16 protein-coding genes are annotated in these 21,903 nt (G+C 70.9%); 6 read left to right on the top strand and 10 right to left on the bottom strand.

Features of this window, described 5'->3' with window-relative positions; genetic code table 11:
• The first annotated feature begins 1 nt into the window (after position 1).
• Positions 2–1,810 carry a putative bifunctional diguanylate cyclase/phosphodiesterase gene (locus NYO99_RS15520; RefSeq protein ID WP_268168152.1) on the top strand — a complete coding sequence of 603 codons (1,809 nt, stop codon included), beginning with the start codon at positions 2–4 and terminating at the stop codon, positions 1,808–1,810.
• A gap of 38 nt (positions 1,811–1,848) precedes the next feature.
• Positions 1,849–3,453, top strand: coding sequence for a methyl-accepting chemotaxis protein (locus NYO99_RS15525; RefSeq protein WP_268168153.1), 1,605 nt, complete (start codon positions 1,849–1,851; stop codon positions 3,451–3,453).
• Here the strand turns inward: NYO99_RS15525 and NYO99_RS15530 are convergent.
• From NYO99_RS15530 to NYO99_RS15555, 6 genes are all read right to left on the bottom strand, one after another.
• On the bottom strand, positions 3,450–5,522 hold the full coding sequence (locus NYO99_RS15530) for a PAS domain S-box protein (RefSeq protein WP_268168154.1): 2,073 nt from the start codon (positions 5,520–5,522) through the stop codon (positions 3,450–3,452). The two genes, NYO99_RS15525 and NYO99_RS15530, sit on opposite strands and share 4 nt — an antisense overlap.
• A complete protein-coding gene (locus tag NYO99_RS15535; protein ID WP_268168155.1) occupies positions 5,519–6,307 on the bottom strand; it encodes a response regulator in 789 nt (262 codons plus the stop codon). Before NYO99_RS15535 ends, NYO99_RS15530 begins: the two co-directional genes overlap by 4 nt.
• A 107-nt stretch (positions 6,308–6,414) precedes the next feature.
• On the bottom strand, positions 6,415–8,898 hold the full coding sequence (locus NYO99_RS15540) for an ATP-binding protein (RefSeq protein WP_268168156.1): 2,484 nt from the start codon (positions 8,896–8,898) through the stop codon (positions 6,415–6,417).
• Between the two features lie 54 nt (positions 8,899–8,952).
• Positions 8,953–9,756, bottom strand: coding sequence for an ABC transporter substrate-binding protein (locus NYO99_RS15545; protein ID WP_268168157.1), 804 nt, complete (start codon positions 9,754–9,756; stop codon positions 8,953–8,955).
• A gap of 19 nt (positions 9,757–9,775) precedes the next feature.
• Entirely contained in the window at positions 9,776–10,471 is a 696-nt protein-coding gene (locus tag NYO99_RS15550; RefSeq protein ID WP_268168616.1) for an HD-GYP domain-containing protein, read from the bottom strand.
• A 74-nt stretch (positions 10,472–10,545) separates the two neighbouring features.
• Positions 10,546–10,917 (bottom strand): response regulator transcription factor, encoded by a 372-nt coding sequence (locus tag NYO99_RS15555; RefSeq protein WP_268168159.1) that lies wholly within the window; start codon positions 10,915–10,917, stop codon positions 10,546–10,548.
• Between the two features lie 351 nt (positions 10,918–11,268).
• Here NYO99_RS15555 and NYO99_RS15560 point away from each other — a divergent pair, with 351 nt between their 5' ends.
• Positions 11,269–11,745 (top strand): chemotaxis protein CheW, encoded by a 477-nt coding sequence (locus NYO99_RS15560; protein WP_268168160.1) that lies wholly within the window; start codon positions 11,269–11,271, stop codon positions 11,743–11,745.
• A 13-nt stretch (positions 11,746–11,758) separates the two neighbouring features.
• Here NYO99_RS15560 and NYO99_RS15565 read toward each other — a convergent pair whose 3' ends face one another.
• Positions 11,759–12,478, bottom strand: coding sequence for a response regulator (locus NYO99_RS15565; RefSeq protein ID WP_268168162.1), 720 nt, complete (start codon positions 12,476–12,478; stop codon positions 11,759–11,761).
• Positions 12,471–13,868: an ATP-binding protein gene (locus NYO99_RS15570; RefSeq protein ID WP_268168163.1), complete on the bottom strand. Its 1,398-nt coding sequence runs from the start codon at positions 13,866–13,868 to the stop codon at positions 12,471–12,473. Before NYO99_RS15570 ends, NYO99_RS15565 begins: the two co-directional genes overlap by 8 nt.
• Before the next feature lie 104 nt (positions 13,869–13,972).
• Here NYO99_RS15570 and NYO99_RS15575 point away from each other — a divergent pair, with 104 nt between their 5' ends.
• Genes NYO99_RS15575 through NYO99_RS15585 form a run of 3 tightly spaced genes read left to right on the top strand, consistent with a single transcriptional unit; the run spans position 13,973 to position 19,713 of the window.
• The gene (locus tag NYO99_RS15575; protein ID WP_268168164.1) at positions 13,973–15,178 is read left to right on the top strand and encodes an efflux RND transporter periplasmic adaptor subunit; all 1,206 of its coding nucleotides are present in this window, start codon (positions 13,973–13,975) and stop codon (positions 15,176–15,178) included.
• A gap of 3 nt (positions 15,179–15,181) precedes the next feature.
• Complete coding sequence (locus NYO99_RS15580) at positions 15,182–18,328, top strand: efflux RND transporter permease subunit (protein WP_268168165.1); 3,147 nt, start codon at positions 15,182–15,184, stop codon at positions 18,326–18,328.
• Positions 18,325–19,713 (top strand): efflux transporter outer membrane subunit, encoded by a 1,389-nt coding sequence (locus NYO99_RS15585; RefSeq protein WP_268168166.1) that lies wholly within the window; start codon positions 18,325–18,327, stop codon positions 19,711–19,713. The genes NYO99_RS15580 and NYO99_RS15585 overlap by 4 nt, the downstream gene beginning before the upstream one ends.
• 943 nt (positions 19,714–20,656) lie before the next feature.
• Here the strand turns inward: NYO99_RS15585 and NYO99_RS15590 are convergent.
• Both NYO99_RS15590 and NYO99_RS15595 read right to left on the bottom strand, forming a co-directional pair.
• Positions 20,657–21,121: a nuclear transport factor 2 family protein gene (locus tag NYO99_RS15590; RefSeq protein ID WP_422395508.1), complete on the bottom strand. Its 465-nt coding sequence runs from the start codon at positions 21,119–21,121 to the stop codon at positions 20,657–20,659.
• 4 nt (positions 21,122–21,125) lie between these two features.
• On the bottom strand, positions 21,126–21,902 hold the full coding sequence (locus NYO99_RS15595; protein WP_268168167.1) for an SDR family NAD(P)-dependent oxidoreductase: 777 nt from the start codon (positions 21,900–21,902) through the stop codon (positions 21,126–21,128).
• Position 21,903: the final 1 nt, after the last annotated feature.

Below are 21,903 nucleotides of genomic sequence, written 5' to 3' on the forward strand. Positions count from 1 at the left end.
CATGACGGAATCACTGCAGCCCCCCGGCTTGCGGCGCCACGGCTCGCCCTACGCGCCAGCGATGCACGGCGCGGACGCAGGCGTCCGCCGCAACGACCTCTCCCACTGGCAGCAGTGGGCGATGGCGTTTGAGCACATCCGCGACGGGGTCATGATCACTGACGCCGCCTGCCGCATCCAGACCGTCAACGCGGCCTTCAGCGCCATCACCGGCTACAGCGCCGCCGAAGTGGCCGGCCAGACGCCGCGCCTGCTGCAATCCGGCAAGCACGCGCCCGACTTCTACCGGCAGATGTGGGGCGCGCTGACGCTGCACGACCACTGGCAGGGCGAGATCTGGAACCGCCGCAAGAACGGCGAGGTCTACCCCGAACTGCTGACGCTGAATGCGGTGCGCGATGCCGACGGCACCGTGACGCATTACGTGGGCGTGTTCACCGACATCTCGCACAGCAAGAGCACCGAGGCCCAGTTGGAGCGGCTGGCCCACTACGACCCGTTGACCGAGCTGCCCAACCGCGCGCTGCTGCAGGCACGGCTGGAGCAGATGCTGCTGCGCGCGCGGCGCCAATGCGCAACGACGGCGGTGCTCATCATCGACCTGGACGGCTTCAAGACCGTCAACGACAGCCTGGGCCACCCGGCTGGCGACGAATTGCTGGTGCGCGTGGCAGGGCGGCTGCTGGCCTGCATGCGCACCGACGACCTGCTGGGCCGACTCGGCGGTGATGAATTCATGGTGGTGCTGGAGGACTGCGGCTCACCCGAGGCCGTGGCCCGCCTCGCGCGCGAACTGCTCGACACCCTCACCGAGGCGGTGCCGCTGAGCTGCGGCCAGCCGGTTTTCGTGACCGCCAGCATCGGCATCAGCCTGCACCCGGTGGACGGCAGCCTGGGCCTGGTGGAGCTGCTGCGCGACGCTGACACGGCGCTCTACCGCGCCAAGGAGGAAGGCCGCAACCGCTTCTGCTTCTACACCAGCAACATGAACGCCCAGGCCGTCGCCAAGCTGGATGTGGAGGCCGCGCTGAGCCGGGCACTGGAGCGCGGCGAACTGCTGCTGCACTATCAGCCCAAGGTCGACGGGGCCAGTGGCCGCATCGTCGGCGCGGAGGCGCTGCTGCGCTGGAACCGCAACGGCAACGGCCTGGTGCCCCCCGGGCACTTCATCCCGATTGCCGAACAGAGCTGCCTCATCCAGCACATCGGCGCCTGGGTCATCAACGAAGCCTGCCGCCAGATCCGCGCCTGGCTCGACGCCGGCCTGCCCGTCGTGCGCGTGGCCGTCAACGTGGCCGCACGGCAGTTCGCGGCCGGCGACCTGGACCAGGTGGTGGCTGGCGCGCTGCAGCGCCACGGCGTCGACCCGCAGTGGCTGGAGATCGAGATCACCGAAGGCATGCTGATCACCGACCCGCAGGGCGCCACGCTGATGCTCATGCGCATCAAGGCCCTGGGCGTGAAGCTGTCGCTGGACGACTTCGGCACCGGCTTCTCCAGCCTGGCCTACCTGCAGCACTTTCCGCTGGACGCGGTGAAGATCGACCAGTCCTTCACCCGCCGCATCGGCGAGGAGCCCGACGGCGCTGCACTCGTGGACGCCATCATTGCGCTGGCCCATCGCCTGCATCTGCGGGTCGTCGCGGAGGGCGTGGAGACCGAACTGCAACGAGACTACCTGTTGCAGCAGGGCTGCGACGAGTTGCAGGGCTACCACTTCGGCCGCCCGGCGCCCGCCGCCACCCTGGAGCAGCACCTGTTGGAACAGACCCGGGCGCCCCTGACGCCGCCCCCGCTCACCTTGACCTGACCTGACCCGACCCGCCGTCCGCGCCACAAGGAGAAAACATGCGCAGCAACCTGCCCGTGACCCAGAGCGAATACCTGCTGCCCACGGGCCGCAATCTGGTCTCCACCACCGACCTCAAGGGCCGCATCCTGCATTGCAATGCCGCCTTCGTGGAGGCCAGCGGCTTCACGCGCGACGAACTGCTGGGCCAGCCGCACAACCTCATCCGCCACCCGGACATGCCGGAGGAGGCCTTCCGCGACATGTGGGCCACCATCGCGGCCGGCCAGCCGTGGTCGGGCCTGGTCAAGAACCGCCGCAAGGACGGCGACCACTACTGGGTCAAGGCCAACGTCACGCCGCTGCTGGAAGGCGGCCGGCCGGTGGCCTACCTGTCGGTGCGCTCGCGGCCGGAGCGCGCCGACGTGCAGGCCGCCGAGGCGCTGTACGCCACCATGCGGGCCGAGAAGCAAGCCGGGCGGCTGATCCACACGCTGGAAGGCGGCCGCCTGCGCCGCAGCGGCTGGGCCGCACAGGCCGCGCAGCTCTTTCGTGCCCGGCCGTGGCTGAGCCACTTGCCCGGCTATGCCGTCATCGGCGGCGCGGGCGTGCTGCTGGCCAGCCTGCCCTGGTGGGCGGCCGTGGCCGGCGTGCTGGGCGCAGCAGCCGGCGCCGCCTGGCTGACGCAGTGGCGCTTGCGACAGGGCATGAGCCAGATCGAGGACTACGCCAACCGTCTTGCGGCCGGCGACCTCAGCCAGGACCTGCAACCGTCCGGCGCGCCGCACGGCAGACGCCTGGAGCGCGCGCTGGCGCAACTGGCGGTCAACATGCGGGCGCTGGTGTCCGACACCGCCGCCGAGCTGGAACACATGAACCAGGTCAGCCGCGAGATCGCCCAGGGCAACCAGGACCTGGCACAGCGCACCGAGTCCCAGGCCGCCAGCCTGGAAGAGGCCGCCGCCAGCATGGAGCAGATCACCGCCACCGTGCGCCAGAGCACCGACACCACCCACATCGCCAGCGGCGTGGCCGGCCAGCTCAGCGATGTGTCCAAGCGCAGCGCGACGGTGGTGCATGCCGTGACCGAGACCATGGGCGGCATCACGCGCTCGTCGCAGAAGATCGGCGACATCGTGCAGGTCATCGAGAGCATCGCCTTCCAGACCAACATCCTGGCGCTGAATGCGGCGGTCGAATCCGCACGCGCTGGCGAGCACGGCCGGGGCTTTGCCGTCGTGGCCGGCGAGGTGCGCGCACTGGCCCAGCGCAGCTCGGTCGCCGCGCGCGAGATCAAGCAGCTCATCGACGCTTCCACCTCGCAGGTGCAGGCGGCGGAGCAGCAGTCGGCCGATGCCCGCAGCAGCATCGACACCACGCTGCAGTCCGTCGAGGCCTTCACGACGCTGATCGGCGACATCGACCGCGGCGCCCAGGAGCAGCTGCTGGGCATCTCGCAGATGCAGGAGGTCATCCAGCAGATGGACGGCTTCACGCAGCAGAACGCCGGCCTGGTGCAGCAGCTGGCCGGTGCGGCTCAGCAGGTGCTGACGCAGTCGGAAGAAGTGGGCGCCGCGCTGCGCGTGTTCCGGCTGCAGGCTGGCCAGTCGCGCGCCGCGCAGCCCGACGCCGTGGAACTGCGCCGCGCAGCCCGCCGGGCCTAGATGCCCCGCCGCGCCAGCGTGCTGGCGATCGCCCGCGCCAGCTGGCTGCGGCTGTAGGGCTTGGGCAGCAGCTCCCAGTCAGCGGGCGACTCGCGGTCGGCGTCGAGCAACTCGGCCGAGAAGCCCGACATCAGCAGCACCGCCAGCCCCGGCAGGCGCTGCTGCGCGACGCGCGCCAGCTCGGTGCCGCGCATGCCGGGCCCCAGCGCAATGTCACTGATGAGCAGCTCGACATCGGCCTCGGGCGTCAACAGCGGCAGCGCCTCCTCGGCATTCGCGCAGATGCGGAAGCTGCAGCCCAGGTGCGTCAGGAAATGCTGCGCCACCTCGCGCACCTCGGCGTCGTCTTCCACCAGCAGCACGCGCAGGCCGACGGGCACGCCATGGCTCTGCACCTCCTCGTCCGGCGCGGCCACCTGCGCCCCCCCAGGCACCGGCAGGTACAGGCGGATGGTGGTGCCCTGCCCCGGCGCGCTGTCCAGCGCCACCGCGCCGCGCGACTGCTTGACGAAGCCATACACCGCGCTCAGGCCCAGCCCCGTGCCGCGACCGACCTGCTTGGTCGTGAAGAAGGGCTCGAAGGCCCGCTCCTTGACGCTCTCGGGCATGCCGGTGCCGGTGTCGGCCACCGAAATGCAGATGAAGCGCCCCTCGCCCAGCTCCTCGCGCAGACGCGCGCCCAGCACGGGCAGGTCGGCCGCCGCCGCGCGGAAGCCGAGGTGGCCGCCGTCCAGCATGGCGTCCCGCGCATTGATGGCGATGTTCAGCAGCGCCGCCTCCAGCTGGCCGGGGTCGGCCAGCACCGGCGGGCAGCCGGGCTCGACCTCCACGGAGATGCGGATGCGCTGATCCAGCGTGCGCCGCAACAACTCGGCCAGCGGGTTCAGCAGGGCCGGCACATCGACGACGCTGGGCTGCAGCACCTGCCGGCGCGAGAAGGCCAGCAGCTTGCCGGTCAGCTCCGCGCCACGCCGCGAGGCACGCATGGCCGCGTTCACGAGCTGCTGGCCCACGCCGTCCTGCGCCAGCGCCGGCAGCTCCTCCAGCACCTGCAGATTGCCCTGGATGACGGTCAGCAGGTTGTTGAAATCGTGCGCGATGCCGCCGGTCAGCTGGCCCACGCTTTCCAGGCGCTGCGCGTGGTTGAGGGCCTCCTCGGTCTGGGCCCGCTGCAGGCTGGTGCCCAGCAGACTGGCCAGCGACTCCAGGAAACGCTGCTCCTCATCGCCAAAGCGCCGCGGCTGGCGCGAGCGCACCAACAGCGCCCCGATGACGCGGCCCCGGTCCAGCAGCGGCACGGCCATGCTGCTGGCCAGGCCCGCTGCCAGGCACTCGGGCGACGCGGCGAAGCGCGGGTCGGTGCGGCAGTCCTCCACGATGACCGGCTGCCCCTGCGCCATCACCAGGCCCAGCGGCGTGTCGCTGCGCGGCACCAGCGTGGCGCCCAGCGCCTCGGCGGCCAGCAGCCCGACGCCAGCGGCCACACGCAGCGCCAGCCCACTGTGCTCCAGCAGCAGCACCAGCGCGGTGTCCACCTCCAGCGCCTCGGCCGCGATGGACGGCACGCGCTCCAGCAACTGCTGCGGGTCACGCGCGTCCACCGCCAGCCGGCCCAGCTGCGCCACATGCTCGCTGTAGCGCGCCCGCTGCAGCGCCTGCTTCACACGCGGGTACTCGGCGATGTCGCGGATGGCCGCCACCACGTAGGGCAGGCCATGGTCCTGCAGCGGGCTCAGCGCGATCTCCACCATCGCCTCCGAGCCATCGCGGCGGCGCGCCACCAGTTCCATCTGCGTGCCCATGGGGCGCGTGCGCGGCGCCTTGGCATAGGCCTCGCGGTAAGCGGCATGGCGCTGGCGGATGCCGTCAGGCACCAGTGCGTCCACGCTGCTGCCGACGAGTTCGTCCACCGCATAGCCCAGCAGACTCGCCGCCATCGGATTGGCCATCACGATGCAGCCCGCCGCATCCACCAGCAGCAGGCCGTCCGGGTAGGCCGAGAACAGCGAACGGAAGACGGTGCCGCCGTCCAGGCCCGCAGGCAGGGGCGCAGGCGTGGGCGCGCTCATGACGACGCCCGCAGATCGCGCGCCGTGGCCGACACCGCCGGCGTGAACAGGTAGCCGGCGCTGCGCACCGACTTGATGATCTGCGCCGTGGGCGCCTGCGGCTCCAGCTTCTTGCGCAGGCGGCCGACCTGCACGTCGATGGTGCGATCAAAGGGCCCAGCCTCGCGGCCGCGCGTCTGCGACAGCAGGAAGTCGCGCGACAGCACGCGCCCCGGATGCTGGGCAAAGGTCTGCAGCAGGTCGAACTCGCCGGCCGTCAGCACGACCTCCTGGCCCTGCGCATCGGTCAGCCGACGCGCCGACAGATCCAGGCGCCAGCCCTCAAAGCACAGGCACTCGCGCGCGGCCTCGGGCACGGCCGGGGCCGGCGGCGCGGGCGCCACCGGCCGCTCCGCCACGGGCTCTGGCAGCTGGGGCGGCGCCAGCCGGCGCAGCACGGCGCGGATGCGGGCCAGCAGCTCGCGCAGGTCGAAGGGCTTGGTCACGTAGTCGTCGGCGCCCACTTCCAGGCCGACCACCTTGTCAACCGCATCGCCCCGCCCCGTGATGATGACCAACCCGCAGCGCCAGTGCTCGCGCAGTTGGCGGGCGATGGCCAGGCCGTCCTCCCCGGGCAGGCCCAGGTCGAGCAGCACAAGCTCGGGCGGGTCGGTGGCCAGCGTGTCCATCAGCGCGCGGCCCGAGGGCAGCGGCGTGACACGGAAACCATGGCTCGACAGGTAATGCGCCAGCAGCTCGGTGATGGCGGCTTCGTCGTCGACAACGGCGATGTGCTGGAGGGTCAAGGGTGAGGCGCGTCGGTCGCGTGATGGAACTCGGCGACATTGTGTCGCCTAACGGCGCGCCGCCGGCCATCACCCGCCGCCGCGCCCGCCTACTGGGCGCCGTCGGCTCAGAAGCTGGAATCCAGCTGCGAGTCGCCCGACGGCCGCTGCGGCAGCTGGATGCGGAACACCGCCCCGCCGCCAGGCCGGTTCTCGGCGCTGATGCGGCCGCCATGCACGTCGATGATCTTGCGGCAGATGGCCAGCCCGAGGCCCGTGCCGCCAGAGCCGTCCTTGGTTTTGCTTGACTGCACGAAGGCATCGAAGATGGTCTCGATCTCGGCCGGGGGGATGCCGGGGCCGCGATCGGCCACGGTGAGCCAGACCTCGCCGTCGCTCGTTTCGGCCGCCTGCACGTCCAGCTGCCCACCCTCGGGCGAGAACTTGATGGCATTGGCCACGACGTTGCGGATGGCCTGCTGCATGCGCAGCGGGTCGACCTTGACGCGCAGCGGCTGCTCGGGCAACACGACCGACAGCCGCAGGCGGCGCTTGCCGACCAGCGGCGCCAGCTCGCGCAGCACCGCGTTCACGAGTGTGCGCAGGTCGCAGCGCTCCAGATCGAAAGTGCCGACGGCGCTCTCGATCTTGGAGACATCCAGCAGGTCGTTCACCAACGCCAGCATGCGCTGGCCGGAGTTGTGGATGTCGTTGAACATGCCGGCCAGGCGCGGGTTGTCCAGCCCACGCGTGTAGCCCAGCTCCGAGAAGCCGAGGATGGCCTGCAGCGGCGTGCGCAACTCGTGGCTGATGTTGGCGACGAACTCGGACTTGGCGCGCGAGGCCTCCTCGGCGGCGTCACGCGCCTCACGCGTGGCGCGCTCGGCATCGCGGAACTCGCTGACGTCCATCAGCGTGCACAGGATGCCCGCGGGCCTGCCGTCCTCGCCGGGCACCAGCACCTTGGTGACCACCATGTCGCGCAGCGAACCATCGCGGTGCTGCACACGCGTCTCGTAGCGCAGGCGGCCGCCACGCGCCATCAGCTCGGCATCTTGATCGGCGTGCAGCGCGGCGGCCTCAGGTGACAGAAAGTGCCCGACCGATGTGCCCACCACCTGCGCACGCGTGCGGCCGACGAACTCCTCCCAGGCATGGTTCACCATCACGTAGCGGCCCTGCACGTCGAACATGGACACCGGCAGCGGGCTCATCTGCAGCAACAGCTCGGTGAACGCCAGCTGGTGCTGCAGCTGCTGCTCGGCCGCCACCCGCTCACTGACGTTGACCGCACTGCCGGCGAAACCCACGATCTGCCCGCCCTTGAACAAGGGCACCACGGCCAGCACGAAGTGACGCGGCCGTGCATCGGCTGCGGGGATGCAGACCTGGGCTTCACGCACGCCGGACAGGTCGCCCACGCTGAACAGCGCGGCCGTGCGCGCCCGGTCGGCGGCAACGACGAGATCGCTCAGGCAGCGCCCGCGGGCCTGCTCCAGCGGCTGGTCGCTGATGGCGGCCCAGCGCGCGTTGACGAAGGTGATGGCACCCCGCGCATCGGTGCGGAAGATGACCTCCTGCACGCTCTTGAGCAGCACGCTCAGCTCGCGCTCGCGCAGCGCCACCTGCTCGTGGGCGCCGTCCAGCGCGCTGCGGGCGCGCTCGCGGGCGTTCATCGCGCGCAGCAGCGTCATCGCGCCGCTGGCAATCGCCAACAGCACCACGCCGCCGGCTGCGGCCAACCACCACACACGCTCGTACCAGGTGTGCAGCGCAGCCCCGACCGGCAGCTCCACCGTGACCACCAGCGGCCGGGTGCGCGACGCGCGGAAGGCAACCACCTGCGGCCCCTCGCGCAGGCCGGCACCGATGTACTGGCCATGCTCGCGCGCGGGCAGCCAGCTGTCGAAGATGGGGTGGCCCTCAATGCGGCGTCCGGGCGCGACCGGCAGCCGGTCACTGGCCACGATCAACTGGCCGTCGAAGCCGGCCAGGGCCGCCACGCCGTCCTCCCCCGACAACGCCACATGCTGGAAGTTGGCCAGCACGCCCGGGTTGATCAGCGCCACCAGCAGCAGCTTCTGGCCACCCGGGCCGCGCAGTGTGCGCAGCAGCGGCAGCATGTCCACGCCCGGGGCCGGGCGCGCCACCACGCCGACAGCCAGGTCAGCCAGGCTGCGCCCGTGGCGCAGGGGCAGCAGCACGTCGCGCTGCTCACCCGGTGCGTTGCCCAGACGGGCCAGATCAATGCGCAGCCCGTGCTCGTCGGCCACCGAGCTGGCGAGCACAACACCCCGCTCGTCCAGCACCGCGGCGCCGCGCAGATAAGGCAGGCTGGCCAGCAGCGTCTGGCTCAGCAGCGACTGCAGACGGGCCGGGTCGGCCGAGGGCTGGCGGGCCACCGCCTCGCCCAGCGTCTGCATCACCAGCGAGGCCGAGCCGATGGTGCGGGTGACATGCTCCTCCAGCGTGCGGCTGATGAGCTCGGCGCGGGCCTGCGCGTTCTCCAGCGTCTCGCGGCGCTCGTACTCCGCCAGGCCGGCCAACGCGGCCAGCACACACACGGCGACCAGCGTCGCCAGGGCCTTGGCCAGGAACTGTGCACGGCCCAAAGTCGGCCGCTCGGCAGCGCCCGTGCTCGCTTGTCCGCGGCGTCTCCACATGCCTCAGCGGGACACGACGATGTCGCCCAGCCCGTGGCGGCGCGCGGCGGCCATCAGGCGACCATCGCGCTTGATGCCCGCCACGAACTCATCGAGCCGCGCCAGCCAGCGCGCATCACCGCGCTTGACGGCATAGCCATAGGGCAGCACGTGGAAGGGCTTGGGCGGGGCCACCAGGCGGGCCCAGTCGGCGTTGTCCAGCAGGCGCCGGCTGTAGGGGTAGTCGGTCATGAACACGTCCACGCGGCCGGCCTCCAGCTCCTGCTCGCGCGTGGCGGGCGGGCGCACCACCACCATGCGGGCCTGCTTCAGCGCATCGCGCATGACGGGCTCCATGAAGGTGCCGGCCTGCACGGCGACGACAACGCCAGGCTGGTCGATGTCGCTCCACTGCCGCACGCTAAGGCTGGCGCGCGTCGTGACGCCGTAGATGTCGCTCTGCAGGTAGGGCTGCGTGAAGTCCAGCACCTCCTTGCGGCTGGGCAGGATGCCCACGGCGAACATCGCGACGTCGCAGCGGCCGCCGTTCACGTCAGCCACGAGCTGCGGGAAGGACGAATCCACGTACTCCACGCCGACGCCGAGCTCGCGCGCCAACTCGGCAGAGAGGTCGATGTCGATACCGGCCAGCTGCTGCGTGCGCGGGCTGCGGAAGGTGATGCCGTAGTAGTCCGGCCAGATGCAGACCTGCAGCTTGCCGCGCGCGCGCACGCGCTCCAGCGTCTGCGCCTCAGCGCCAGCGGCGGCCACGCCAAGCCAGACCGCAAGGGTCGCGGCCACCAGCCGGCCGAACACGTTCATTGCCATGAGTGATCCCCTTCCAAGTTCAGTCCACGGCCGCCAGCTGCTCGAAGCTGGGCGTCTGCCGATTGATGCGTTCACGCAATTCAACAAGGCCCGCCGCGTGGGCCACGAAAGTGTCGACCACCCAGGGGTCAAACGCCACGCCGCACTGCTCGGTCAGCATGCGCAGCGCCACATCGTCGGCAAAGGCCTTGCGGTAGCAACGGTCCATGGTCAGCGCGTCGAAATAGTCCACCACCGCCACGATGCGGCCCGACAGCGGAATCGCGTCGCCGCACAAGCCGCCGGGATAGCCCGAGCCATCCCAGCGCTCATGATGCGTCAGCGCCACCTCGGCGGCGAGCTGGAACAGCGGCACGCGCGAGCGGCCCAGGATGTCGGCGCCCATCTGCGGGTGCTGGTTCATCACCTGGCGCTCCTCGGGCGTGTAGCCGCCGGGCTTCTTCAGGATGGCGTCGGGAATGCCGATCTTGCCCACGTCATGCATGGGCGCAGCGCAGCGCAGCATGCGCGCCCACGCGGCCGGCTGGCCCAGCGCCAACGCCAGCGCCTCGGCCAGATAGCCGATGCGCACCATGTGCACGCCGGTGTCGTCATCACGGAAATCGGCCGCGCGGGCCAGCTTCAGCAGCACCTCCTGGTGCGCGCGTGTGACCTCGCGCAGCGCCTCGTTGCGCTCGTGGTACATCTGGCGCAGGTCCATGACGATGCGCTCCATCTGCGCCGCCGCCGCGGCGTCGAAGCTGTGCGCCGGCTCGGCAGCGAGGCCTGCGAGCGGCTGCTCGTCGGCCGTCACGCCGGAGCCCAGAGTTGGGCAATGCAGTTGATGAGTTGCAGCGGGCTGAAGGGCTTGACGAGGTAGGTGTCCGCCCCCGCCTGCAGCCCGGCCTCGCGGTCACTCGCCTGCCCGCGCGCACTCAGCATGATCACGCGCGGCGCGGTGGCCGTGACGTCGGCCCGCAAGCGCCGGCAGACCTCCAGGCCGTTCACCGTGCCGGGCATCATGACGTCCAGCAGCACGAGGTCCGGCTTCAGGGTCTGCGCCATGCGCAGCGCGCTCTCACCGTCCCCGGCTTCCTCGATGGCGTAGTCCTCGAACTCCAGCGTCATGCGGATCAGACGGCGGATGTCCGCATGGTCATCGACGATCAGGATCTTTTTCATTGCCGCCCCTCGCTGCAGTGGTCGCGTTGGTGAAATTATCATTTATAGCGATTGCCACCTGCAAGCCGCAGGCCAAGAAAGCGCCGGCAAAACCGGGAAAGTTCCCGAAAACCCACAGCCACGCGGCGGCGCACTGCATTGACACGGTCGCCAGGCGGTGCCGACGCGGTGGCCCCGCGATCGCCAAAACTTCGCCAACATCCCGAAAAAACTCCGCCGCCACCGCGCGCGGCCGAGGCGATCGCGCGGAGCTGAGCGCGCAGGACGTCACGCGCGCCACCCCGGCGGCTGCGCGCCGCACGCGGAATGGATATCAAATATATCAATCAGCACAAATCACCCGGCCTGCACGTGACCGCCCTCACCACCACCGAACTCAGCGCCGTCCGCGCGGCCATGCCCCGCGAGATGCTCACCACCCGCCTGGGCGATGTGGAGTACGCCCTCGATATCCTGGCCGTGCAGGAAATCCGGCGCCTCGAGCCCCCCACGCGCATCGCCAACGCGCCGGACCATCTGCTGGGCATCAAGAACCTGCGCGGCGTCGTCATGCCCATCATCGACCTGCGCTGGCGCCAGGGCTTGCCCGCCGTCAACGACGTCCACACGGTGACGGTGGTGGTGACGCTGGGCGAACGCACGGTGGGCCTGGTGGTGGACGCGGTGTCGGACGTCGTCACCATCGAACCCGAACGGCTGCAGCCCTGCCCCCGCTTCGGACCGCGTGGCCACGCGGACTTCGTTGCCGGCATCTACCAACTGCAGCACGAGGGCACGACGCGGCTGCTGATGGTCACCGACCTGACCGCGCTGCTGCGCGAGATCTGACGCGCCGCCGTCCTCAGGCGTCGAAGCGGTAGCCCACGCCGTAGATGGCGCGGATGCGGTCGGCCCCGGCGCCGGCCTGCTCCAGTTTTCGGCGCAGGTTCTTCACATGGCTGTCCACGGCCCGCTCGGTGACGGCGCGGCCGTCGTCATGCAACAGCTCCAGCAGCTGCGCGCGTGCGTAGACGCGCCCCGGCTGCGCGGCCAGCGTGCGCAGCAGGCGGAACTCGATGGGCGTGAGGTCCAGCGCCTGGCCCTGCCAGCTGGCGCGCCAGCCGGCGTCGTCCACCTGCAGCGGCGACACCGCCTCGGGCGCAGCCACGGCCGGCGCGGCGGCGGCACGGCTGCGCCGCAGCACGGCCTTCACGCGCGCCATCACCTCACGCGGGCTGAAGGGGTTCTTGGCGATGTAGTCGTCGGCGCCCAGCTCCAGGCCCAGCAGCCGGTCGGCCTCGTCGGCGCGTGCGGTCAGCATCACGATGGGCACGCTGCTGCGCGCCCGGATCTCGCGGCACACGCTGAGCCCGTCCAGCCCCGGCAGCATCAGGTCCAGCAGGATGAGGTCGTGCCGGCGCGCCGTCCAGGCCGGCAACACCTCGCGGCCGTCGGCCACGCACTCGGGCTCATGGCCGGCGGCGCGCAGGTAGTCGGCGAGCAGCGTGGCCAGGCGCGGTTCGTCCTCCACCACCAGCACGCGCGCCGGGCCGGTGTCCAGCGGCAGCGTTGGCTCACCCATGGCTGGGCAACTCCACACGCAGCCACAGCCCGCCCAGCGGTGAGGTGCGCGCTTCGATGCGCCCCTCGTGCGCCTCGACGATGCGCTGGCAGATCGACAGCCCCAGCCCCGCCCCGCCGCTGCGGCGGTTGCGCGAGGCCTCGGTGCGGAAGAAGCGCTCGAACAGCCGCGGCAGCTGCTCGGGCAGCACGCCGGGCGCGCTGTCCTGCACGTCGATCACGGCATGCCGGCCCTCGCGCCGCGCGCTGATGCGCAGCGCGCCGCCGGCGTCGGTGTAGCGGCAGCTGTTCTCCAGCAGGTTGTTGAACAGCTGGCGCAGCCGGCGCTCGTCGCCGAAGGCCGGCAACGGCGCCTCGGGCAGCGCCAGCTGCAGGGTCAGGCCGCTGCCCTGGATGCGCTCGCCGAAGGCACCGGCCGTGCCGGCGATGAGCTCGCGCAGATCCAGGTCGGCCTTGCGGTAGGCGAGCGCGCCGACGTCGGCCAGCGACAGCTCGTACAGGTCGTCCACCAGCTTGTGCAGCGTGGACACCTCGCCCTTGAGCGCGCGCAGCGCGGCGCCGTCCAGCCGGCGCACGCCGTCCTCCAGCGCCTCCAGTTCGCCGTGCAGCACGCCCAGCGGCGTGCGCAGCTCGTGCGACACATCGGCCATGAACTCGCGCCGCATGGCCTCGTTGCGCTGCAGCGTGTGGGCCAGCTGGTTGAAGTCGCGGCCGAGCTGGCCGATCTCGTCCTTGCCGCGGCCCTCGGCCACGCGGGTGGTGTAGTCCCCCGCCGCCAGGCGGTGCGTGGCGGCGGCCACGCGGCGCACCGGCCGCAGCAGCCGCCGCGAGGCCCAGAAGGCCACGGCCGCCGCCAGCAGCACCGCGCCGCCGCCCACGCCCCAGGCCACCCGCGCCTGCGCGTCGGCGAAGCGCTTCTCGGCGCCGGAGCTGACCGACTCGAACGGCGTCAGCACCAGCCAGCCGACGGTCAGGCCATCCACGACGATGGCGCGCTCGATGGCATTGCTGGACGGCAGCGGGAAGCCGGCGATGCGCTGGCGGTCGGCGTCGAACAGCGTGAAGCGGCGCGTGGCGCCGGTCAGGTCGGCGGGGCTGGTCTTGACGGCTGGCGCCTCGGCCTCGGGCACGCGCGGCTTGAGCAGCCAGCCCCACTGCGAGGGCTGCTCGCGCAGGAAATCCCAGCTGTTGCCGTTCTCGACATAGCCCGCCGTCACCGACACCCGCGCGAGCTCCAGCCGGCTGACGGCCTGCTCGTTGAGGTAGCCGAGGAAGTCGCGGTTCAGGTTGATCTGGGCCGAGACGCCCATGGCCAGGGCCACCGCCATGGCGGTGGCGAACACGGCAGCGAACAGTTTGGCGGCGAGACTGAGGCGGGGCAGATGGAACATGACGAACGGCATGGTGCGCGAGAGCTGCGACGCGGGCAATGCATGGCGCAGCCCGGCGCAGGCCCTTCAAGCTCTCTCCACATTCTGCGGGCAGCATCCGCCCCATGCGCAAGAACCTGCCCTTCCCCTCCTTCGCCCTGGGCGCCGTTGCAGCCTCGCTGCTGCTGCTCGCGGGCTGCCAGAAGTCCGACACCGATGCCGCCGCCAAGCCCAAGGGCGGCGCGCCCGAGGTGGGCGTGGTCAGCGTCGGCACGGCCGACGCGCCGCTGGAGCTGTCCCTGCCTGGCCGGCTTAGCGCCAGCCAGGTGGCCGAGATCCGGCCACAGGTCACCGGGGTCGTGACCAAGCGCCTGTTCACCGAAGGCGCCACGGTGCGCGTCGGCCAGCCGCTGTACCAGCTGGACGACGCCAGCTTCGAGGCCGAGCGCGCCCGCACCGCTGCCGCGCTGCAGAAGGCCGAGGCCCAACTGGCCGTGGCGCGCAGCCGCGCAGCCCGCGACGCCGAACTGCTGAAGGCCGACGCCATCAGCCGCCAGAGCGCTGACGACAGCGCCGCCACGCTCAAGCAGGCCGAGGCCGACGTGGCCGTGGCGCGGGCCGCGCTGGACGCGGCCAAGGTGCAGCTCAGCCGCGCGCGCATCACCGCCCCCATCAACGGCCGGGCCGACATCTCGGCCGTCACGCCCGGCGCGCTGGTCACCGCCAATCAGACCACCGCGCTGACCACCGTGCAGCAGCTCGACCCCATGCAGGTGGACATCGTGCAGAGCAGCAGCGAACTGCTGGCCCTGCGCCGCCAGCTGGAAGGCAAGAGCGGCAGCAGCCAGATCCGCCTGGTGCTGGAGGACGGCAGCACCTACCCGCTGCCGGGCCAGCTCACGGTCAGCGGCGTCAGCGTGGACCGCAACACCGGCGCCGTCACGCTGCGTGCCAGCGTGCCCAACCCCAAGGGCCAGCTGCTGCCGGGCATGGTGGTCACGGCCAAGCTGATGGCCGGCGTGGACCGCGACGCCATCCTCGTGCCCCAGCAAGGCGTGAGCCGCTCGCCCACCGGTGACGCCACGGCGCTGGTGGTCGGCGAAGGCAACAAGGTGGAGCGCCGCCGGCTGAAGCTGGAACGCGCCGTGGGCAACCGCTGGCTGGTGACAGAAGGCCTGAAGGTGGGCGACAAGCTCATCGTCGAAGGCCTGCAGCGCGCCCGGCCCAACCAGCCGGTCACGCCGGTGCCGGCCGGCTCCGCGCCCAAGAAGAAGGGCGACAAGCCCGCCGGCGCCGCCTCGGCCCCGGCATCCCAGGCCAAGGGCAGCTGAACCATGGCCTCGTTCTTCATCGACCGGCCCATCTTCGCGTGGGTCATCGCCATCGTCATCATGCTGGCCGGCGCCGGCGCCATCCACAAGCTGGCGCTGGAGCGCTACCCCGACATCGCGCCCACGCGCGTGTCCATCAACACCAGCTATCCCGGCGCCTCGGCCAAGGCCATCGAGGACTCGGTGACGCAGATCGTCGAGCAAAGCCTCAAGGGCATCGACGGGCTGCTGTCCATCGAGTCCACCAGCAGCGCCACCGGCAGCGCCAGCACCACGCTGACGTTTGTGGCCGGCACCAACCCCGACACCGCCCAGGTGCAGGTGCAGAACAAGGTGCAGTCCATCATCAGCCGGCTGCCACAGGCGGTGCAGGCGCAGGGCGTGCGCGTCACGAAGTCGGGCACCGACTTCCTCATGATCGCCATGCTCACCAGCGACGACCCGAGCACCAGCTCGGGCGACCTGGGCGACTACCTTAACGCCACGCTGGTGGACGTGATCAGCCGCGTGGAGGGCGTGGGCGACGTCAACGTGTTCGGCTCCGGCTACGCGATGCGCATCTGGCTGGACCCGCTCAAACTGCAGCGCTACAACCTCGTGCCCGGTGACATCCGCACCGCGCTGCAGCAGCAGAACACCGAGGTCTCCGCCGGCCAGGTGGGCGCGCTGCCGGCGCCCGAGGGCCAGCGGCTCACCGCCATCATCACGGCCCGCTCCAAGCTCACCACGGCCGAGGAGTTCAAGGCCATCGTGCTGCGCGTGCAGGCCGACGGCTCGGCGCTGCGCCTGGGCGACGTGGCCCGCGTGGAGCTCGGCCGCGACAGCTACACCACCAACGTGCGCTCCAGCGGCAGGCCGGCCGCCGGCCTGGCCATCTTCCCGGCCAGCGGCGCCAACGCGCTGGCCACGGGCGACGCGGTGAAGGCCAAGCTCAAGGAGCTGGAGCCCTTCTTCCCGCCCGGCTACAAGGCCACGGTCACCTACGACACCACGCCCTTCATCCGCGTGTCCATCGAAGGCGTGGTGCAGACGCTGATCGAGGCCATCATCCTCGTCGTGGTGATCATGTATCTGTTCATGCAGAACCTGCGCGCCACGCTGATCCCCGCGATCGCCGTGCCCGTGGTGCTGCTGGGCACCTTCGGCGTGCTGGCGGTGGCCGGCTTCTCGATCAACTCGCTGACCATGTTCGGCCTGGTGCTGGCCATCGGCCTGCTGGTGGACGACGCCATCGTCGTGGTCGAGAACGTCGAGCGCCTGATGCGCGAGGAAGGCCTGTCGCCCAAGGAGGCCACGCGCCAGAGCATGAAGGAGATCACCGGCGCGCTGGTGGGCATCGCGGTCGTGCTGTCGGCGGTGTTCATCCCCATGGCCTTCTTCGGCGGGTCCACCGGCATCATCTACCGCCAGTTCTCCATCACCGTGGTGAGCGCCATGGTGCTGTCGGTGCTGGTGGCCATGACGCTATCGCCCGCGCTGTGCGCCACCGTGCTCAAGCCCGTGGCCAAGGGCGAGCATGCCGCGCACGGTGGCCCGCTGGGCAAGCCGCTGGACTGGTTCTTCGGCGGCTTCAACCGCCGCTTCGATGCGTTCACCGAACGCTATGTGCGCGGCGTCTCCTGGCTGACGCGCCGCGGCGTGCGCAGCTTCGTGGTGTACCTGGCCGTCATCGGCGGCATGGCCTGGATGTACAAGAGCCTGCCCACCTCCTTCCTGCCTGATGAAGACCAGGGCGGCCTGCAGATCCAGGTGCGCATGGCGCCCGGCGCCACCAACGAGCGCCTGGAAGCCGTGATGCAGCAGCTGGAGGCCTATCTGGCCGAGCAGGACGACGTGCTGTTCTACAACGTCGTGCGCGGCGCCGGTGGTGACCAGGGTTCGGGCCAGGGCTTCATCCGCCTCAAGGACTGGAAGGACCGCCCGCGTGCCGAGCAGGGTGCCGCGGCGCTGGCCGAGCGCTTCACGCGCGAGTTGGGCCGGCGCGTGCGCGATGCCAACATCTTCATCGTCATGCCGCCCACCGTGCGCGGCCTGGGCGGCAGCGCTGGCATCCAGCTCTTCCTGCAAGACCTGGGCGGCCTGGGGCAGGACAAGCTCATCGAGGCGCGCGAGCAGCTCATCGAGCTGGCCAACCAGCACCCCGAGCTCAGCCGCACCCGCACCAACAGCCTGACCGAGACGCCGCAGCTGCAGATCAGCATCGACGACCACAAGGCCGGCGTGCTGGGCGTGCAGCCCAGCGTCATCAACGACACCATGTCCATCGCGCTGGGCGGGGCCTACGTGAACGACTTCATCGACCGCGGCCGCGTCAAACGCGTGCTGGTGCAGGGCGACGCAGCCTTCCGCGCCGACCCCGACGCCATCAAGCACTGGTACGTGCGCAACACCGCCGGGCAGATGGTGTCCTTCGCCGCCTTCGCCACCACCAAGTGGACCAACGGCCCGCGCCAGCTGGTGCGCTACAACGGCAGCTCGGCCTACGAGATGCAGGCCGACGTGCCGCCGGGCGTGAGCTCGGGCGCCGCCATGAAGGCCATGGAAGAGGTGCTGCGCGAACTGCCACCGGGCATCGGCTACGAGTGGTCCGGCCGCTCCTACCAGGAGCGCCTGTCGGGCGACCAGGCGCCGCTGCTGTACGCGGTGTCGGTGCTGTTCATCTTCCTGTGCCTGGCCGCGCTGTACGAGAGCTGGTCGGTGCCCTTCAGCGTGATGCTGGTGGTGCCGCTAGGCATCTTTGGCGCGCTGGCCGCCAGCCACCTGGGCGGGCAGAACAACGACGTGTTCTTCCAGGTCGGCCTGCTGACGACGGTGGGGCTGAGCGCCAAGAACGCCATCCTCATCGTCGAGTTCGCGCAGACGCTGATGCAGCAGGGCATGAGCCTGATCGACGCGACGCTCAAGGCCAGCCGCCAGCGCCTGCGCCCCATCCTGATGACCTCGCTGGCCTTCATGATGGGCGTGCTGCCGCTGGCCTACAGCAGCGGCGCCGGCTCCGGCTCGCAGCGCGCCATCGGCATCGGTGTGCTGGGCGGCATGGCCAGCGCCACGGTGCTGGGCATCTTCTTTGTGCCGCTGTTCTACCTGTGGGTGCGGCAGCGCTTCGCGCGGCTGCCAGCCGCCGCCACCCAGGCCGAGGGCCAGGCATGACACCGCAACACCTGACCCTGACCGCGCTCGCCGCCCTGCTGCTGAGCGGCTGCGCCAGCCTTGTGCCGGCCACCGACAAGCCCACGCCGCCGCTGCGCGAGGACTTCCGCGCCACCGCCGCGCCCTCACCCGCCGTGGCCACGGCCGCCGCCGAGGCCGCCCATGACTGGGACGCTTTCTTCACCGACGCGCGGCTGCGCCAGGTGGTGGGCATCGCGCTGGCCCAGAACCGCTCGCTGCGCGCCAGTGCCGCCGCCGTGGAGCGGGTGCGGGCGCAATACCGCATCACGCAGGCCGACCGCATCCCCGACCTCAACGCCAGCGCCTCGGCCACGCGCCAGCAGGCGGCCGGCGGCAGCGCCACCAGCAGCTACGCCGTCAACCTGGGCCTGGCGAGCTACGAGATCGACCTGTTCAACCGCCTGGGCAGCCTGGAGGGCGCCGCCCTCGCCCGCTACCTGGCGCAGCAGGAAACGCAGCGCAGCGCCCGCCTCAGCCTCGTGGCCGAGGCCAGCAACGCCTGGCTCACGCTGGCCGCCGAACAGCAGCGCCTGACGCTGGCGCGGCAGCTGCGCGACAGCCAGCAGCGCACGCTGGCGCTGACCACGCAGCGCCACCAGCTCGGCGCCGCCTCGGGGCTGGAGCTCGCACGCGCACAGACCGCCTTCGAGGCCGCCCGCGGCGAGGCCACCCGGGCCCAGGCCGCCGTCACCCAGGCGCGGCTGCAACTGGAACTGCTGGCCGGCCAGCCGCTGCCCGACAGCCTGCTGCCGGCAACGCAGGACCTCGCCCCCGTGACCGCCCTGCCCGCCTTGCCACCCGGCCTGCCGGCCGAGGTGCTGCTGCAGCGCCCCGACCTGCGCGCCGCCGAGCAGGCGCTGCAGGCCGCCGCCTTTGACGTGGGCGCCGCGCGCGCCGCGCGCTTCCCGCGGCTGACACTGACGGCCAGCGCCGGCACGCGCTCGCCCGAGCTGGACGGCCTGTTCAAGAGCGGCACCGGCTTCTGGAGCCTGCTGCCGCAGCTGGACCTGCCGCTGTTCGACGGCGGCGCGCGGGCCGCGCAGGTGGAGGCCAGCGAGGCCAGCCGCCGCCAGGCCCTGGCCAGCTACGAGGCGGCGCTGCAATCGGCCTTCCGCGAAGTGGCCGATGCGCTGACCGTGCGCGACAGCCTGGCCGAACGGCTGCAAGCCCAACAGGCCCAGGTGGCCGCCGCCGAGCAGGCGCTGCGGCTGGCTGAGGCCAGCTACCGCCTGGGCGGCAGCAGCCAGCTGGACCTGCTGGACGCCCAGCGCCAGCTCGCCACGGCCCAGCAGGCCCTGGTGACGCTACGCCAGACGGAGCAGGCCAACCGCATCACGCTGCTGCGCGTGCTGGGCGGGCGCTAGTGCGCCGAAGTCCTCGCGCTGGCCGGGTGGGCGGCGCGGGGACTGTGCAGTCGACGCCCTGTTGAAGCGTTGGGCCGCGCGCGATGCGTTGCGATGCGGGGCTGCGGCCGGGCCGGGTGTTTGGCGTCCAGCTTTCGCCCCCTGCCATGGCACTGCTTGCCGGCTTGCTGAACCGGTATGCAGCGGCTGCTGCCAGTCAACACTGCCGCGTAGGAGGGCAGGTCTCGGCCAGGAACTGCCCACCGCGAGGGCTGCTTTGGTCAGGATCAGCAGGCGCGTTACGCGGACAGCGACGCACGGTATTCGCCAGCAGTCGGCAGCGGAAATCGCCAGTCGATCAAGCACTTGCTCATGCCAGAAGGGCGCTCATGACGCGGCACGGGTCTACATTACGCAGACTGTCGACAACACGTTAGGGTGCTTAGATTGCAGCCTCAATCTCAATGGTGCTTAATTGGCAATGTACTCGCAGCCAATAAGCATTTTTCAGTTGGCACAAGGGTTTTCTGTCTCCCGGCCCAATGGGGTGATGGTTACAAGAAAGTCGTCGCCATTGGTGTGCGCCGCGGTTCAAGAAAACTAGCACGCGTCATTGTTCCAAGCTCAAGCATTTCAAATTGGCGGGCCAAGGTTGTGTACTCACCGTCCATTCTTCAACTAATAAGCGAATGGTGTACTCAGCCAGGTCATTCAAACTGGAACAGCCAAGACCACGTTGTCGAATACTTAGAATCTTTAAACAATGACGCCGCACCCTAACCTTTCGGTCAACGTTACGACCCAAAGCTGCGCTTTGGGTTCCCTTCATGCCTGCGGCATTCCGGCCGCACGTTACCTCCAACGTTAAAGCGCATGCGACTGCGACGCCGCTGAACTTTGCGACAGCCTCCACAGCCGCGCCCGCGCGGCCACGCCGTCGGCCCCGGGCGCCCTCCACCGCGCCTCAGCCGCCAGGCGCACGCAGCCGGCGCTGCGCCCAGCGGGCCAGCGCGCCCAGCACGGGGAGCTTGGCGTACAACTCCTCGGCGGCGTCCCAGTAGTCGCGGTGCACGGCCACGTGGCCGTCGGCGTCGAACACCAGGTGGCTGGCGCCGCGGATCACCAGCGCTTCGACCGTGGGCCGGCTGCGGCAGTGGAAGTCCCAGGTCAGGAAGGCGTGGTCGCCCTGGCACACCGCGACGGTGACGACGAAGCGCGCCTCGTGCAGCGTCTCGAACATGTGCGCGAACACGCGGCCGATGGCGGCGCGGCCCTGCACTTCGTTGAAGGGATCCTTGAAGCGGGCCGTGTCGGCATACAGCGCCAGCAGCGCCGGCAGCGACGCGGGCGTGAGGCGCTCGTAGGCGGCGGCCAGCGCGGCAACGCGGGGGTCGGTGGCGTCGGTGGAGGCAGTGGGCAGAGGTGTCACGGCGTCAGTGTCCCGTCATGCGCCGCACGGCGGCAAAGTACCAACTGTTGGGCAGGCAGCGCAGCAGGCGCAGCCAGGCCGTGAAGCGGCGCGGGAAGTTCATCTCGAAGCGACCCTGGGCCCAGCCGCGCAGCATGTGGCGCGCGGCCTCCTCGGGCGTGATGAGCGCCGGCATCTTGAAGCCGTTTTGCGCCGTCAGCGGCGTGTCGACGAAGCCGGGGTTGACGATGGACACGCCCAGGCCGTGCGGGCGCAGGTCCAGGTAGAGGTTCTCGGCCAGGTTGTTCAGCGCGGCCTTGGTGGGCCCGTAGGCCAGCGACATCGGCAGCCCGCGGTAGCCCGCCACGCTGCCCACGAGGCTGAGGTGGCCCTCGCCGGCCGCGAGCAGCTGCGGCAGCACGGCCTGCAGCAGGTGCAGCACGCCCTGGTAGTTGACGGCCAGGTGGCGCTGCATCTCGGGCAGGTCGAACGCGGTGGCGCGCTGCGCGCGGTAGTGGCCCGCGCAGTACAGCACCAGCGCCGGCGCCCGCCCAGCCAGCGCCTGCACGGCCTGCGCGGCCTGCGTCACGGCGGCGGCCTCGGTGACGTCCAGCGGCAGGGCGTGGCTGCCCGGGTGCATGGCGACAAAGCGGCCGAGCGCGTCGGCGTTGCGTGCTGACACGACGACGCGGGCGCCCTGCCCGTGCAGCGCCGAGGCCACCGCGCGGCCGATGCCCGTGGAGGCGCCGACGATCCAGACCCAGCGGCCTTGCCAGTCGGTGAGCGGTGGGTTCAGCGGCACG

The sequence above is a fragment of the Roseateles hydrophilus genome, assembly GCF_026712245.1.
In the GTDB taxonomy this organism is placed as follows: Bacteria; Pseudomonadota; Gammaproteobacteria; order Burkholderiales; family Burkholderiaceae_C; genus Pelomonas; species Pelomonas hydrophilus.